The sequence below is a fragment of the Sphaerisporangium sp. NPDC049002 genome, from assembly GCF_040649355.1.
In the GTDB taxonomy this organism is placed as follows: Bacteria; Actinomycetota; Actinomycetes; order Streptosporangiales; family Streptosporangiaceae; genus Sphaerisporangium.
Window position 1 is genome coordinate 1 of sequence record NZ_JBEZFH010000021.1, and the last position, 15,077, is coordinate 15,077.

Annotated in this window: 12 protein-coding genes and 1 pseudogene; 5 read left to right on the plus strand and 8 right to left on the minus strand. The window is 72.3% G+C overall.

Annotated features, from left to right (window positions below; all coding sequences use genetic code 11):
* Positions 1-77: 77 nt before the first annotated feature.
* Together AB0B89_RS07320 and AB0B89_RS07325 are read right to left on the minus strand one after the other, a co-directional pair.
* On the minus strand, positions 78-1,157 hold the full coding sequence (locus AB0B89_RS07320) for a Gfo/Idh/MocA family oxidoreductase (protein WP_358549491.1): 1,080 nt from the start codon (positions 1,155-1,157) through the stop codon (positions 78-80).
* Positions 1,154-2,059 carry a PAC2 family protein gene (locus tag AB0B89_RS07325; RefSeq protein WP_358549494.1) on the minus strand — a complete coding sequence of 302 codons (906 nt, stop codon included), beginning with the start codon at positions 2,057-2,059 and terminating at the stop codon, positions 1,154-1,156. Before AB0B89_RS07325 ends, AB0B89_RS07320 begins: the two co-directional genes overlap by 4 nt.
* A 98-nt stretch (positions 2,060-2,157) precedes the next feature.
* On the opposite strand from AB0B89_RS07325, the pseudogene AB0B89_RS07330 reads away from it, so the two are divergent.
* Positions 2,158-2,391: pseudogene (locus tag AB0B89_RS07330) on the plus strand (ankyrin repeat domain-containing protein); the annotation flags it as partial.
* A 62-nt stretch (positions 2,392-2,453) separates the two neighbouring features.
* Positions 2,454-3,458, plus strand: a complete 1,005-nt coding sequence (locus tag AB0B89_RS07335; protein ID WP_358549497.1) for a 4-epi-cubebol synthase — start codon at positions 2,454-2,456, stop codon at positions 3,456-3,458.
* Positions 3,459-3,497: 39 nt separating this feature from the next.
* Here the strand turns inward: AB0B89_RS07335 and AB0B89_RS07340 are convergent, their stop codons facing one another.
* On the minus strand, positions 3,498-5,606 hold the full coding sequence (locus tag AB0B89_RS07340; RefSeq protein WP_358549500.1) for an AAA family ATPase: 2,109 nt from the start codon (positions 5,604-5,606) through the stop codon (positions 3,498-3,500).
* A gap of 218 nt (positions 5,607-5,824) precedes the next feature.
* Between AB0B89_RS07340 and AB0B89_RS07345 the strand changes: the two genes are divergently transcribed.
* Complete coding sequence (locus AB0B89_RS07345; RefSeq protein ID WP_358549609.1) at positions 5,825-5,998, plus strand: hypothetical protein; 174 nt, start codon at positions 5,825-5,827, stop codon at positions 5,996-5,998.
* A 95-nt stretch (positions 5,999-6,093) separates the two neighbouring features.
* Here the strand turns inward: AB0B89_RS07345 and AB0B89_RS07350 are convergent, their stop codons facing one another.
* From AB0B89_RS07350 to AB0B89_RS07360, 3 genes are all read right to left on the minus strand, one after another.
* Complete coding sequence (locus AB0B89_RS07350; protein WP_358549503.1) at positions 6,094-7,329, minus strand: hypothetical protein; 1,236 nt, start codon at positions 7,327-7,329, stop codon at positions 6,094-6,096.
* A gap of 309 nt (positions 7,330-7,638) precedes the next feature.
* Complete coding sequence (locus AB0B89_RS07355) at positions 7,639-8,529, minus strand: ABC transporter permease subunit (protein WP_358549506.1); 891 nt, start codon at positions 8,527-8,529, stop codon at positions 7,639-7,641.
* Complete coding sequence (locus AB0B89_RS07360; RefSeq protein WP_358549509.1) at positions 8,526-11,195, minus strand: alpha/beta fold hydrolase; 2,670 nt, start codon at positions 11,193-11,195, stop codon at positions 8,526-8,528. The genes AB0B89_RS07355 and AB0B89_RS07360 overlap by 4 nt, the downstream gene beginning before the upstream one ends.
* 121 nt (positions 11,196-11,316) lie before the next feature.
* On the opposite strand from AB0B89_RS07360, the gene AB0B89_RS07365 reads away from it, so the two are divergent.
* Positions 11,317-12,483 carry a hypothetical protein gene (locus AB0B89_RS07365; RefSeq protein ID WP_358549511.1) on the plus strand — a complete coding sequence of 389 codons (1,167 nt, stop codon included), beginning with the start codon at positions 11,317-11,319 and terminating at the stop codon, positions 12,481-12,483.
* Between the two features lie 52 nt (positions 12,484-12,535).
* Here the strand turns inward: AB0B89_RS07365 and AB0B89_RS07370 are convergent, their stop codons facing one another.
* Together AB0B89_RS07370 and AB0B89_RS07375 are read right to left on the minus strand one after the other, a co-directional pair.
* A complete protein-coding gene (locus AB0B89_RS07370) occupies positions 12,536-13,591 on the minus strand; it encodes a CopD family protein (protein WP_358549514.1) in 1,056 nt (351 codons plus the stop codon).
* Positions 13,588-14,136 (minus strand): copper resistance CopC family protein, encoded by a 549-nt coding sequence (locus AB0B89_RS07375; RefSeq protein WP_358549517.1) that lies wholly within the window; start codon positions 14,134-14,136, stop codon positions 13,588-13,590. Before AB0B89_RS07375 ends, AB0B89_RS07370 begins: the two co-directional genes overlap by 4 nt.
* A gap of 130 nt (positions 14,137-14,266) precedes the next feature.
* On the opposite strand from AB0B89_RS07375, the gene AB0B89_RS07380 reads away from it, so the two are divergent.
* Entirely contained in the window at positions 14,267-15,040 is a 774-nt protein-coding gene (locus AB0B89_RS07380; protein WP_358549520.1) for a class I SAM-dependent methyltransferase, read from the plus strand.
* The last annotated feature ends 37 nt before the right edge of the window (positions 15,041-15,077 follow it).

Sequence of the window (15,077 nt, forward strand, 5' to 3'; positions counted from 1 at the left end):
GATCCGGTAGACGATCACTCCCGATGACAGCGGCAGCACGAGGCCGAGCGCCTGGAGCAGCAGCGAGGCCAGCAGGATCAGGTCGGGCCTGAGCCCTGGCGCCCGTCCGGGCCGGGCGACCCGGCGCCGGACGTGAGCGGGACGACCCGCCGCTCGGCCGCGGAGGTCCGCGCGGCGTGCAGCACGGCGAGCGCCGCCGCCACCTCGCGCGGATCGACCGGCGGCGGGGCGCCGTCCCTCAGCGCGGCCACCACGCCGGCGTAGAACTCCTGGTAGGCCCCGGGCTCGGTCTCGACCGCGCGGCTGTCGCCGTCGACGCCGAGCACGCCCCATTGTTCGGGCCGCTCGGCCCCCCAGCCGGGACCGCCCGGGCGCTCTCCCGCCCGCAGCCGCTCCTCCTGCGGGTCCAGGCCCCACTTGACGTACGCCGCGCGCGACCCGAGCACGCGGAACCTCGGCCCGAGTTGCCCGGCGACGGCGCTCATCCACAGGTGGGACCGGGCGCCGTTCGCATGGGTCAGCGCGATGAACGCGTCGTCGTCCGCCCGCACCCCGGCCCGCCGGATGTCGGTCTCCGCGTACACGTCGGTCACCGGGCCGAGGTACCGCAGGGCCTGGTCGACCAGGTGGCTTCCGAGGTCGTACAGCAGGCCCCCGAGCTCGTCCGGGCCGCCGTTCTCCCGCCAGCCGCCCTTGGGCACGGGCCGCCAGCGCTCGAACCGCGACTCGAAACGGTGGACCTCGCCGAGGTCGAGCGTGGCCAGCGTGAGGAAGTCGCCGTCCCAGCGGCGGTTCTGGAACACCGTCAGCATCAGGTCGCGCTCGCGGGCCAGCCGTGCGAGGTCGAGGGCCTCGGCGGCGGTGGCGGCCAGGGGCTTGTCCACCACGACCGGGAGCCCCGCCGACAGCGCCAGCGTGGCGAGCGGGACGTGGGTGCTGTTCGGCGACGCGACCACCACGAGGTCGAGATCAAGCCCGAGCAGGCTCTCGGCCGACGGGACGATCCGGGTGCCCGGGTGGTCGCGGCCGACGCGGCTCGCCCGCTCGGGATCCCGCGTCACGACGGCGTCGAGCCGCATGCCGGGCGTCGCGGCGATGAGCGGCGCGTGGAAGAACTCCCCGGCCGGGCCGTAGCCGACCAGGCCTACCTTGATCACGAGTCCCTCTCGTCGCGCTCGGCGAGGAAGCGCTCGAACTGCGCGGCCAGCTCGTCACCCGTCGGCATGGGAGTGGTCTCGGCCATGAGGTTCTCACGCTCGGAGCCGGCGGTGAACGCGTCGTACTGCTGCTCCAGGCCCTGGATCGCCGTGGACAGCTCCGCCGAGGCGATGATCTGCTCCTCGATCTCCGCCGTGGTCTTCTCGGCGGCGTCCTTCAGGGCCGCCAGGGGGAACACCAGCCCGGTGCTGCGCGTGACGGCCTCCAGGGCCGTCACCGCCGCCCTCGGGTACTCCGCCTGGGCGAGGTAGTGGGGAACGTGCACGGCGTAGCCCAGCGCGTCGTGGCCCCGTGCTCCGAGCCGCAGCTCCAGCAGGGCGGCGGCGCTGCCCGGCACCTGGATCCTGCCGAACGGGCCGCCCGGGCCGCTCACGAGCTCAGGCCTCGTGCCGTGGGCGGTCACACCGAGCGGGCGGGTGTGCGGCGCTGCCATGGGGATGCCGTGCATGGTCACCAGCTTGCCGACGTTCAGCCGGGTGGCCAGAGCGCCGATCGCCTCGGTGAACAGCTCCCACTCGCGGTCGGGCTCCGGGCCGCTCATCACCAGGAACGGTGTGCCCGTCGCGTCGTTCGCCAGGTGGACGGCGAGCTCGGGGGCCTCGCAGTCGACCCAGCGGTCGGTGTCGAAGGTCATCAGAGGCCGCCGCGACCGGTAGTCGAGGAGGCGGTCGACGTCGAACGTCGCCACGACCCGGTGCTCCAGTTCGGCGAGCAGGTGGCCGACGGCGAGCCTTCCGGCTCCTCCGGCGTCCACGAAACCCTCAAAGTGGTAGAGCAGCACCGGATCGGTCAGCTCAGGGACGTCACCGCTGAGCCGGTAGAGATCCGTCGGGTCGAACACCTTGGGTCCCAGCCTTTCTTTCGTCTCTCAAGAGAGAACCTATGGGATGTCCTGGGGATTCCGCCGGGCGAGCAGGTCGCCGCCCGCGGTCGGGGCCGGGGCACGCCGAGACGGTCCGGGCGCTGGCGTCGCGGGGCGCCGATCCCGGGCGCGTCAACGATCGCGGGCAGACCCCGCTCGCGGGGGCGGTCTTCAAGAAGGAGCCCGAGGTGGTGCGCGCGCTGCTCGACGCCGGGGCCGACCCGTTCGCCGGCACACCGTCCGCCGTCGACACCGCCCGGATGTTCGGACATGCCGAATTCCTCAAATGGTTCGGGCACAAACATAAATAACGCTGCACATCTGGGGATGTTGCGTTGTAGTTATGCGGAGTTTTTGTTGCCATGATGTGGAGATGGCTGATTTAGCGCCGTCCAGGCTCCTTCTCCCGCCTTTGTCGTGTCCGTTCCCCAGCCTTATCAGCCCGTACGTTGACCAGGTCAACGAGGAGACCTTCTCCTGGCTGGTCGCCAGCCACATGATCGACGATCCGGCGGAGCTGGACCGGTACCGCGAGGCGAGCTACGGCAGGCTGGGCGCCCGCACATATCCCTACGCCGGCAACGACATGCTCCGGCTGGTCACCGACTGGTGCGTCTGGCTGTTCGCCTTCGACGACGCCTTCTGCGAGTCCGACCGCCGCGCGGCGGAGATCGCCCGCGCGCTGCCGCAGTTGCTCGCCGTCCTCGACGACCTCGACGATCCCGTGGACGTCGCGCACGTGGAGAACCCGTTCGCCCGCGCGCTGCACGACATCAAGGCCCGCGTCGGCGCGGCGGCCGACGCCGACCAGCTCGACCGGTGGCGCTCGGTCACCAAGGACTACCTGTTCGCGCAGGTGTGGGAGGCGGCCAACCGCGAGGACGCCGTGGTCCCCACCTACGGCGACTACATCTTCATGCGGCGAAGGACCGGGGCCATGCTGACGGTCTTCGCGCTGATCGACGTCGCCACCGGGCGGCCTCTGACCCCCAGCGAGTGGCGGCACCCCGATGTGCGGGCGATCACCGAGAGCGCCAACGACGTGGTCGTGTGGGACAACGACCTCCTGTCCTACCCCAAGGAGCGGACCGGCGTGAACTCCCGGAACAACCTGGTCAGCGTGCTGGCCAGGCACCGGCACCGGTCGATCCAGCATGCGATGAACCAGATCGGCCGGATGCGCGACGAAGCGATCCAGCGGATGGTCGACCTGCGCACGGCGCTGGACGACCTGAACTCCGACGCCGTCGCGGCCTACATCATGGGCCTGGAGCACTGGATCAGCGGGAGCATCGCCTACTCCCTGACGAGCACGAGGTACACCAGGGCCTGGCAGGGCGCGTCGGCCGAGCGCGTCATGCGCCACGGGCACGGCTGACCCGGCGGGCCCGGTCGCCCGGCGGGCCGTGGCGCGGGGTCAGGCGACCGGGGTCGGGTCGATCTCGCCCATGGCGTAGCTGACGGCCTCCTCGAAGCTCATCTTGGAGCCCTGCTGGTAGACGTCGAGGTAGGACTCCTCGCCGAGGACGCGTTTGCACTCTTTGACGCACTGCTCGTGCTCGGTGCTGAAGAACGGGGAGCCGAACTGCGGCAGGCCGAAGAGCTGCCAGTTGGCCTGCGCCGCGCCGAGAATGCGCGCCGCCCGCGCGGGGTCGCCCTTGTCGACGGCGAGCTGCGACAGCGTCTCCATCGCCAGCACGGCGCCCAGCACGTCGTGGAAGTGGCGCTTGATCCGCAGGGACTCCTGCGCGCTCAGCACGGCGTCGTCGGTGCGGCCCGTCATGCGCTCGATGTCGGACGTCGCCCAGACGGCGTAGGAGCGCAGCCAGAGCTCTCCGCGCTCGGCGCACAGCTGGCGGCAGTCGCGGAGCAGCGACTCGGCCTCGGTCAGCTCGTCCTGCTGGGTGAGCACGACCGCCAGCTCGACGATCGCGGGCAGCAGCCCGGGGTTGAGCTCGCGCCCGCTGCGGTGGAACTCGATCGCCACCCCGAGCAGGGCGGTCGCCTTGTGGAGGTCGCCCTGGAGGAAGGCGGCCGTCCCCTGCATCTTGGTCGCCAGGATGACCGCGATCGAGTCGCCGACGCGGACCGCGTCGGTGGCGCACTGCTCGGCCGCCTCCAGCGCGCCCTCGGTGTCGCCCTGGGCGCTGCGGACGTACGCGAGCACCCACAGCGCCTTGCAGCGCTCCTTGCTCGGCTGCGGGCAGTTGTGCAGGGCCCGCTCCAGGTAGAGGCGGCCCTCGCGGGCGAACCCGCAGGCGACCCACATGAACCACAGCGAGGACAGCAGCTCAAGGCCCGTGCGCGCCTCCCGTGGGTCGCGGAGGCAGTAGTCGAGCGCCGCGCGGATGTTGTCGTGCTCCTGGCGCATGCGGCCGAACCAGTAGACCTGCCGGGGCCCGGACCAGGCGTGCTCGCCCCGCTCGGCGAGCTGGAGGTAGTAGTCGCGGTGGCGGCGCCGGATCCACTCGGTCTCCTCCAGCTTGTCGAGCCACTCCTTGCCGTAGCCGCGCAGGGTGTCGATGAGCCTGTAGCGGACCCCGGAACGCTCGTTGCCGCTCAGCAGGATGGACTTCTCCACCAGGCCGGTGATGAGCTCCATGACGTTCTCGGCGGGGAGGTTCTCGCCGGCGCAGACGTAGCGCGCGGCCTCCAGCTCGAAGTCGCCCGCGAAGATCGACAGGCGGGCCCACAACAGCCGCTCCGCGGGCTCGCACAGCTCGTGGCTCCACCCGATGGCCGCGCGCAGCGTCTGGTGGCGGGGCAGCGCGGTGCGGCTGGCGCCGGCGAGCAGGCTGAAACGGTCGGTCAGCAGCGCCAGGATCTGCTCCACCGACAGCGCGCGCAGGCGGACGGAGGCCAGCTCGATCGCCAGTGGGATGCCGTCGAGGCGGCGGCACAGCTCGGAGACCGCCGTGATGTTGTCCTCGTCGACGGAGAAGGACGGGACGACGGCGGACGCGCGCTCGGCGAAGAGCTGCACGGACTCGTTGACGAACGGGCTCTCAAGGTCGTCGTCGCCCGGCACCAGCAGGGGCGCCACGGGGATCGACTCCTCGCCCAGCACGCCGAGCGACTGCCTGCTGGTCGCCAGCACCCGCACGTGCTCGGCGCTGCGCAGGAGCTGGTCGACGAGCCCGGCGCACGCCTCGCGCAGGTGCTCGCAGGAGTCGATCACAAGGAGGGCGTCGCGGCGGCTCAGCCACTCGGTGAGAGCCTCGGCCTCGGGCCGGGCCGACTGGTCGGCGATGCCGAGCGCCGCGCTGACGGCGTGCTGGACCATGGTGGGGTCCTGCAGCCGGGACAGATCGACGTACCAGACGCCGTCGGGGAACTGCGAGGTGACCTGGTGGGCGACGCGCAGGGCGGTGCGGGACTTGCCGACCCCGCCGATGCCCGTCACGGTGACCAGGCGGGAGCCGTGCAGGCGCTGCCTGATGGTGGCGAGCAGCCGGTCTCTGCCGACGAAGCTGGTGAGCTCCGCGGGGAGATTTCCCTCTCTGCGCCATCCTGCCGGCGTTGCCATGGGCCGCCTCACGGGGGGGTCGTTCCGGCGTGCTACCTGCTTCGGCATCGTACCCGCGCGGGGCGTTACCTGTCCCTGTGCCGCCGATGTACGCCCGAGATGCGTCTCCTGAGGTGACTGCTCCGGGGACCGCACCTGGCATCACTTTTGGGGGGTGACAGGGGAGATCTTGGCGCAAGGAATGATCGGCCGCTCCAGTGGCCACGTAGCATTGTGCCGTGACTGTGCGAGAGCCGGATGACCTGCGTCCGGTGGACCTCTCCGATGAGGGGCTGCCGGTTCTGCCCGACCAGACGGGCGACGACACCGACACGGGCTGGGGCGAGTGGCGCTCCACGTCCGACGACGACGTGTCCTGGCTGCTGGAGGAGCGCCCCCCGCACTGGGACTGAGATCCGCGGGAAGGGCGTTCCGGCCCGGAGGACGACATCCGCCTCCGGGCCGCGCATTCCATGATCCTTCCCTGTCCCGCCCTCGCGGGTGGCGCTCAGGCGCCGACCGGGTCGGCCGAGGGAGCGGAGCCGTTCACCGAGAGCACCCGCTCCGGCCGGTCGGCCCCGTCGGGCCCGTCCGGCACGACGATCGCGGGGAAGGTGCCGGTGTCGACGATGCCGTGCTCGTTGTACGCGATCTCGATCAGCGCGTGGGCCCGCGGCTCCAGCTTCCACAGCGCGCGGTACTCGCGGGCGGTGGTCAGCGAGATGCCGGTCTCCCTGGCGATGTCGGCGGCGCGCGGGACGAACTTGCGGTCGATCTGCTTGTCCCAGTAAGCGCGGGCCGCGCGCATCAGCGCCGCCCGCTGGGCGGTGTCCACCACGGCCGGGGCCGGGTCGACCATCTCGGCGTCCTCGTCGTCGTCCGCGATGTACGCGGCGACGGGGGAGGAGGCCACGGGCAGCGCGTGCGTCCTCGGCGGCTCCTCGGGCTCGGGGCCCCACGGGACCGGCGGGCGCAGGTCGATCAGGGCGCTGGTGTTGTACAGCGCGCCGATCTGCGACAGCAGCGCCTCCTGGCGCTCGGAGTCGACCGCGAGCCCGGTGTGCTCGACGGCCTGGTCCATCATGCGGTCGAGCCTGCCGAGCGCCGCGCGCATCTTGCGGTCGGAGGCGCCCGCCTCGCGGAGCGCGCGGGCGCGCTTGGCGGCCAGGGCCACGCGGGTGAGCCTGCGGTGGGCGTCCACCTCGCTCGCGGTGCGGTCGCTCACCTCGGCCAGCCCGAGTCTGACCATGGCGCGCTCGGGCGTCAGCCGCCACTTGATACGGGAGCGCCCGGTGATGCGGTGGCGCTCGATGGCCATGCCGCGCTCCCACAGCCACGCGGCGACCAGTGGGGCGGCGAGCCGGAAGATCGCCTCTGCCAGGCTGCGCGCGTCCAGGCTGGACAGGACCGCGGACAGGCTCGTGAGCGCCCACACGGCGATGCCGTCGATGCCGGCGGAGTAGTTCTCGCGCATGTTGCGGCGGGCCCGCACGGCGCTGGTGATCACGGCGACTTCGATGAACGCGAAGAGCAGAAATCTCAGCGGGCCGTCGAAGCCGAGCACGTCACCGGAGAAGCGCCACATGCCCTGCGCGGACACACCGGTGGCGATGCTGGCCGCGACGATGGTGAGGATGTCCTCCGCCGGGCGGTTCTCGGCGAACCGGCGGAAGGCCCGCGCCGACGCGCGGTAGGCGGCGCGAAGGGCGAAGTACGCAAGGACCAGAAGCACCAGGGCGGACACGCAGATGATGGCCGTTTCAACCCGGTGTTCGGATGTGAAAGTCGTTATCTGATCGATGGGGGGCATCAGTCTCTGTCCGTCATTCTCGATGTCCGACAGGATTACCGAGAGGATCATTCCAGAATATCGCCAACTATGTTTGCGGAAACGGACATTCGTCTCGCGAAAGTCACCTTACGCACCCGTCCCAGGAGTACGAAACCGGCGGGGCAGAGGAGCGTCCCACCTATCCGGCGTTGCCGGATATGAAGCCATAAATGCCCTTTTTCGGTTTTAGGGGCATTTGTCGGGCTATGGCCGCGTACGCGGTCAGGAGACGACGTCCTTGCGGCGGAAGCGGCGGAACGCCAGGGCCACGAGGATCACGGCGTACGTCACCGACAGGGACGCCCCCTTGATCATGCCGCTCCAGTCGAGCTGCGGCGCCAGCGCGTCCAGCCAGGCGGTGCTCCAGAAGGTCGGCAGGAACTCGCGCACCACGCCCAGAGCCTCCACCGCCTGGAGGATGTTGCTCACGATGACGAGCCCGACCGCCCCGCCCACCGCCCCCAGCGGGGAGTCGGTGCTCACCGAGAGCAGGAACGCCAGCGCCGCGACGACGAGCTGGCTCACCAGGGCGTACCCGATGACGATGCCGAACCGGGGCAGCACCGAGGAGGCCGCGATCGTCTCACCGGTGCCGGGCAGGCGGATGTCGTTCCATCCGAAGGCGACGGTGCCCGCCAGCAGCGCCATGACCGGCAGCGCGATCACCGCCGCCGCCGAGTACCCGAGGGCGACGGTCAGCTTCTGCCGCAGGAGCCGGTCGCGCGGCACCGGGGCCGCCAGCAGGTAGCGCAGCGACGACCAGCTCGCCTCGCTCGCCACGGTGTCGCCGCAGAACAGCGCCACCGCGACCACCAGCAGCAGCGTGGCGGACACCGAGAGCGTGAAGGCGGCGAAGTTCAGGCCGCCCTGCGTGGCGAGGTCGGAGAGCCTCAGGGAGTTCTGCTGCGCGGGCGCGGGACCAAGGGAGAACGCCACCACGAGGATCCACGGCAGCGCCAGCAGCAGGCCGAACATCACCAGCGTGCGGCGCCGCTTGAACTGCCTGACGATCTCCACCCGCAGCGGCAGCGTGCGCCCCGGCGCGTACGCGGCGTCCATCGCGCCATCCCCGCGCGGCCCTGCCGCGTTCGCGGTGCTCGGTACCGAGGTCACGCCTTGTCTCCGATCAGGTCCAGGAAGACGTCTTCGAGACGCCCCTTCGAGCCGTTGGACGAGACCGCGCCGCCGAGCAGGTCGCTGACCGGGCCGGTCGTCACCAGGCGGCCACGGTGCATCATGACCACGTGGTCGCAGGTCTGCTCCACCTCGGCCAGCATGTGACTCGACACGATCACCGTGCGGCCGTGCGCGGCGTAGCGGATCAGGACCTTGCGCATCTCGGCGATCTGCGGCGGGTCGAGGCCGTTGGTGGGCTCGTCCAGGACGAGCAGGTCGGGCAGGCCGAGCATGGCCTGGGCGATGGCCAGGCGCTGGCGCATGCCCTGCGAGTACGTGCGCACCGCCCGGTCGAGGGCGGCGCCGAGTGCGGCGATCTCCAGCGCCTCCTCCATGTGGGCGTCGTCCCTCGGACGTCCGGTCGCCCGCCAGTACAGGTCGAGGTTCTCCCTGCCGGTCAGGTGGGGCAGGAAGCCCGGGCCCTCCACGAACGACCCGAGCCGCGACAGGACCGGCGCGCCCGGCGTCACCCGGTGCCCGAAGATCCGTATCTCGCCCGCGTCCGGATGGATCAGGCCCATCAGCATGCGCATCGTCGTCGTCTTGCCCGCGCCGTTCGGCCCGAGCAGGCCGAGGACCTGTCCCTGCTCGACGCGGAACGACAGGTCGTCCACCGCCGGCTCGCCGCCGCGGTACTTCTTGGTGAGGCCGGTGATCTGCAGCGGCACCCCGGCCAGCTCAGGGTCGGCTTCGCCGGTGCGGCGGACGCGCCCGAGCAGCAGCAGGACGGCCGCGACGACGAGCGCGGCGAGCGGCAGCGCCCAGATCCACCAGGCGAGGCCGGTGGCGGCGGCCGTCAGCGACGCGTCCGTGGGCACGGCGAGGTCCGGCGAGGCCAGCCCGACGCGGTGGACCGCCGGGGCGGCGGGGGAGGCGTATCCCATGTCGGTGGTGCTCAGCACGACCCGCAGCCGGTGCCCCACGTCGAACCGGTGGTCGATCACCGGAAGCGTGACCGACACGGGCGTGCCCGCCTGGGTCGCGGTGACCCGCAGCGGGGCGACCAGGCCCTGCGGCAGCGCGGGGCGCTGCCCGCCGATGTCGTACAGCTTGGCGAACAGCGTCACCTCGCCCTCGCCGTGTACCCGGACCTTCACCACGGGCGCGCCGGTGACCTCCAGGGGCGCGGTGAGGGGCGCGGAGTCGAAGGCGGCGCTCTGCCCTGGCATGTCGATCGAGAGACCGGCCCCGCCGAGGTTGCCCAGCAGCCCGCCCAGGCCCGGCACCGTGGAGATCGAGGCGGGGGAGCCGCCCGGCGGGCTGGCCACCTGCTGGTCCGGCCCCGCGAGCCGGACCACCGGCCGCGCGGTGCCGGAGAGCCCGGGATAGCGGCCGGTGCCGGCGTGGACCAGGACGGGGCGGCGCGTGCCCGGGTCGCGCCCGCCGTCGCGGGTGACGGTGAAGGCGTCCCCGAGGGGGCTGCCGTCCTTCTTGAGCCAGTGGCCGAACCAGCCGATCGTGCGGTCGGCCACCCAGTCGGTCTCGGCGTCGCCGCCGTCGTGGCCTCCGTCGAACCAGGCGACCTCCACGGGGGCGCCGGTGGCGGCGATGGCCCTGGCGTTGGCGTCGGCGTGGCCGAGGGGGAACAGCGAGTCGTGCTTGCCCTGGATCAGCAGGGACGGCACGCGGATCTTGCCGGGCACCGAGATCGGGCTCGACCTGCGCAGGGTCTCGACGGCTCCGGCGGTGGCGCGGCCGCTCTCCGCGACCTGCTGGTACATCTGGCAGATCTCCGGCAGGAACCGCCCGCACCGCACCTCCTGCGCCTGCGCGGCCAGGTCGACCGGGTCGGACGGCCCGCCCGGCGCCGTGCCCGTACCCGCCGTGCCCGTACCGCCCGCCGCGCCCGTACCGCCCGCCGCGCCCGTACCGCCCGGCGGGCGCGCACCGCCGCCGGTGCCGGAGCCGGTCGCGCCCGTACCCGCCGCGCCGGTGAGGCCCGCCGCCCCCGGCGCGAGGGGCGAGTCGACGGCCCTGCTGAAGAACAGCCCGGCCCACATGCGCTTGAAGACGCCCTTCTCGGGCCCCTGGCCGGTGGCGTCGGGGAAGAGCGCGTCCGCCAGGTCGTACCAGGTGATCTGCGGGACGATCGCGTCGATCCTGCTGTCGTAGGCGGCGGCCATCAGGGTGATCGCCCCGCCGTACGAGCCTCCTGCCATGCCGAGGCGGGGGTCGCCCGGGGAGTCGAGCAGCACCTCGGGCCGTTTGGCGACCCAGTCGATCAGCTGCCTGACGTCCTTGACCTCGTAGTCGGGGGAGTTGAGCGCGATCTGCCCGGTGGAGGCGCCGAACCCCCGCGCCGACCAGGTCAGCACCGCGTAGCCCGCCCGCGACAGCCGTACGGCCTCGTCGCGCACGCTCTGCTTGCTGCCGCCGAACCCGTGGGCGAGGAGCACCGCGGGCGCCCTGCCGCCTCCGGCCGGGGGGAAGAAGGTGGTGTCCAGCGTCACGCGCTGGTCGTCACGCGGCCCGTCGACGACCGGGATCGCCTGGTCGAACCCCGTCACCGGCGCCGGTGACGGCCAAAGAGCCCACACCGCCGCGCCCAGGACCAGTAGCGCCGCGACGATCAACGCCGCCGGCCGCCTCCCCGCAAGCTTCATGCCGAGAGCCTACTTATCGCCGCTGAGAGATCGCTGAGACGCCTCGCCCGAGGTGGATGCGGGTTATCTCGGGGAAGTCCCCGATTGCGGAGCATGTCGAGGACCGGCATCATTTCATCGCGTGAAGTTAGGTGCGGCTATCAAGGACAAGGCCACTCGCTGGGTCGAGTGGGCCCTTCCCTACTGGACCAGGGGAGAGGCGGGCAGGGAGACCCCGCCGGACCTCTTCCGGGTCCTCTACCTCGGCTGGATCGTCGCATTCGTGCTGAAGGTCTTCGGCGCCTCCTGGGACGTCTCCTGGCACTTCAAGTGGCTGCGCGACGACCTCGCTCCACCGCACCTGCTCAACAGCGCCGGCACGGCCATCGTGGTCGCGCTGGTGATCGTGCACAGCTACACCGGGTACGGCGTCGACCGCACGGCGCAGAGGCTGATCCAGTGGGGCACCGGGGCGTTCCTGATCGCGGTCCCGATCGACCTGATCAACCACAGGGTGAACGGCGTCGACATCACCTCGTGGAGCCCTTCCCACATGCTGCTCTACGTCGGCACGGCGTTCATGATCGCCGGAGTGATCCGCGGGTGGTACCTCTACGCGCCCGAGGGCGGGCAGCGCCCGATCGTCCTTGGAGCGCTCTTCGCCTTCTTCCTGGAGAACATCCTCTTCCCGAGCGAGCACCAGGAGTACGGCGTGCTGGAGCTCGCCTCCTGGGATCGCGGGCCCCAGTTCGTGTACGCCGAGCCGAGCCTGCTCGACTTCGCCGCCAACCAGATGGGCCGCCCGGTAGACCGGGGCATGGTGGAGAAGTTCTCGCTGCCCGTCCCCGACTGGGTGTATCCCCTGTGGTTCGGCATCGCGGCGGTGCTCGTGCTGGTCGTGGCGCACAGGCTGATCGGCCGCAGGTGGGCGGCCACGGCGGTGGCCGCCGTGTACGTCGGCTTCCGCGCCGCCATCTGGCCGCTGCTCGTCGTCTTCCACTTCCCGCCGTCGGCCGTCCCGTTCTTCCTGCTCGCCGCCGCCGTCTGCGTCGACCTGGCGTTCCTGGTGCGGATCCCGGCGGCCCGTGCGGCGCTCGGCGCCCTGGTGGTCACAGGAGCGGTCTACGGCGGGCTCGCCGTGCAGGACCGCCTGCTGGACGCCCCGCCCTACATGCTCGCCTCGGCGCCGGTCGCCGCCGTCGTGCTCGGCGCGGCGTGGTTCGGCGTCGAGTGGTACGGCCGCAGGCGCTCGGGCGCGTCCGCGACCCCGAGCCCCCTCCCGGCGCCGGTCGCCCCCGCCACGCCGTAGCCGCCTTCCCGGGCCGCGCGACCGCGGCCCGGGCCGAAAGGCGGCCTCCCGGTCAGGCGACCGGGGCGCGGGTCAGCGCGACGGCGACGCCGTAGGCCAGGCCCATGACGCCGGCTTCGAGCGCGGCCCAGGCGGCGAACGCCGTCGCCTGCCGCCGCGCGACACCCGGAAGCAGGCGCCAGCGGATGTGGGCCCCGAGCGCCCCCACCGCGCACACCAGGATGGTCTTGGCGACCACCAGCTGCCCGTAGTGGGTCGTGAACAGCGACCCTGGCAGCCGCGTGGCCGGTGAGAGCCCCAGCTCCACCAGGCCGTTGAACAGGCCGGAGAGGGTCACCACGACCAGCGAGACGGTGGCCAGCCGCGAGAACCTCGGAAGGGCACGGGCCAGCAGGTCGCGGTCGGTCGTCAGCAGCACGGCCAGCGCCACGAGGCCGCCCGTCCACGCCGACGCCCCGACGACGTGCAGCTCCATCGAGACCATGCTCAGGTCGTGCCAGTACCAGTTCGAGGCGTGGCCGCTTACCGGCAGGGGCAGCAGGCCGAACACCGCGACGACGACGCGCAGCTCGGCGGGCACCTTCTCGCCGAAGCGCACGGCGAGCAGCCCGAAGCACGTGTAGATCAGGGCGCACGCGGCGCTGATCACCAGCCCCTGGCCGGAGCCGATCACGCTGACGTACGCGGCGGGGTCGGGCACGCGGCCGGGGGTGACCTCGGCGGCGCTGAGCACCATGGCCACCAGCGCCGCGACGGCCCACCCGAACGCCGCGAGCACCGCCCAGCTCCGGGCCCTGGTGAGCACCGGCTCGGTGCGGTGCGGATCGTCGAAGCCCAGGAACCGGGGAAGCAGGCTGAGCCCGACGGTCGCGAGGGCGCACAGGTCGAGGACCAGGCGGACGACCGGCAGGCCGTACTCGACGACCGGTCCGGGGACCGCGATCCCCGGGACGGCCCCCGGCGAGGTCCACCAGCTCGCCACCAGCACGGCCAGGAGCGCGGCGCCCGCCGCCCCCCAGACCGGCCGCCACCGCGCCTCCCCGGCGGCCGTGACCGTTTCCGCCGCGCTCGCCGGCCCGGCCGTCTCGGCCCGCTCGGTGGTGCTCACGCGCCCTGTCCCTTCGCCTGGCGCCCCTGGCGGGCGACCACGAGGATGCCGAGGCCGGAGAGCAGCAGCGCGACCACCAGCAGCCCCCACACCCAGCCGCCGCCGCTCGCCGGGGGAACCGCCGAGGCGGACGGATCCTTCGTGGCGGGCACGGCCGCGGGCGCGGGGGTGGGAGCCGGGGCGGCGCCGCCGGCGACGGTGAAGCCGACCTTCCCGCTGACCGGGTGGCCGTCGTTGGAGACGATCTGGTAGCCGACGACGTAGGCGCCGGCCGCCGCCGTGACCGGAAGCGTGGCCGTCACCGTGTTGTCCACGACCTCGACCGGGGCCTTGGAGACCGCGCCGTCCGGGCCGGTCAGCGCGACCTGGGCGAAGTCGGCCCTGACCGGCTGGTCGAAGGTCAGCGTAACCCGGCCGGGCACGGAGGCGAGCCGGGCGCCGTCCTTCGGATCGCTGCCCGTCAGCACGTTGTGAGCCTGGGCGGGCGCGACGGCCACGGCCAGCGCCGCGCAGGCCACCAGCAGGACCGTAAGGAGTCGCCTCACCGCGATATGACCTTTCCTTCGCGTTCAACGGACGGAGCCATGGTGCCACCTATGCGCGCGCAAAGCGTCCCGGAGGCGGGCGGGGGCAGGGGGAGACGACCACGCGTCGCCTGGTCGTAGGCTTGTCGGCGTGGAACCTGGGCTGTTGTTCGACAGCGCCGCCGCGCACTACAGCAGATACCGCCACGGGTACGGCGACGAGGTGGTCGGTCACATCGCGAGCGAGCTGTCCCTCGGCAGGCGTTCGAGGGTGCTCGACCTCGGCTGCGGCCCCGGCACGCTCGCGATCCCCCTGTCCCGGTTCGCCGGCGCGATCGTGGCCGTCGATCCGAGCGACGACATGCTCGCCGAGGGAGCGCGCCAGGCGCCCACCGCGAACATCACCTGGCTGAAGGGCGATTCGAGCCGCCTGACGGCCCTGCCGCTCGGGCGCGTCGACCACACCGTCATGGGCCGGTCGTTCCACTGGATGGACCGGGCGCGGGTGCTCGCCGACCTGGACGCCCTGCTCCCGCCGGCCGGGGCCGTCGTGCTGGTCGGGCCGGCCCGCGACCCGGTCGAGCCGCCCTGGGAGCCCGTGGCGCAGGCCGTGCGGCAGAGCTTCGGCCTTGAGTGGCGTGCCGGCACCGACTGCTACCACAGATCGGCGCGCCACCACGTCGAGCTGCTGGCCGAGTCTCCCTTCCACGACCTGACCAGCGCCTCCTTCCACCGTACGGCCCGCCGCGACGCCGAGGCCGTGATCGGGCTGCAGCTGTCGTACTCCTACTCCACCCCGGCCCGCCTCGGCGACCGGCTGCCGGCGTTCGTGGAAGCCCTCGGCCAGGCGCTGGCGGAGGCGCACCCGAGCGGAGTCTGGGAAGAGGAGATCGCCACCGAGGTCGTGGTGGCCCGCAGGCCCTGACCGCCCTTCGGCCACCGATATGATCTCGGGGTCGTCG

Coding starts and splice junctions, on each gene's coding strand:
- AB0B89_RS07335 (WP_358549497.1), top strand. CDS start 2,454: ATGGCTGATTTAGCGCCGTCCAGGCTCCTTCTCCCGCCTTTGTCGTGT.
- AB0B89_RS07340 (WP_358549500.1), bottom strand. CDS start 5,606: ATGGCAACGCCGGCAGGATGGCGCAGAGAGGGAAATCTCCCCGCGGAG.
- AB0B89_RS07360 (WP_358549509.1), bottom strand. CDS start 11,195: ATGAAGCTTGCGGGGAGGCGGCCGGCGGCGTTGATCGTCGCGGCGCTA.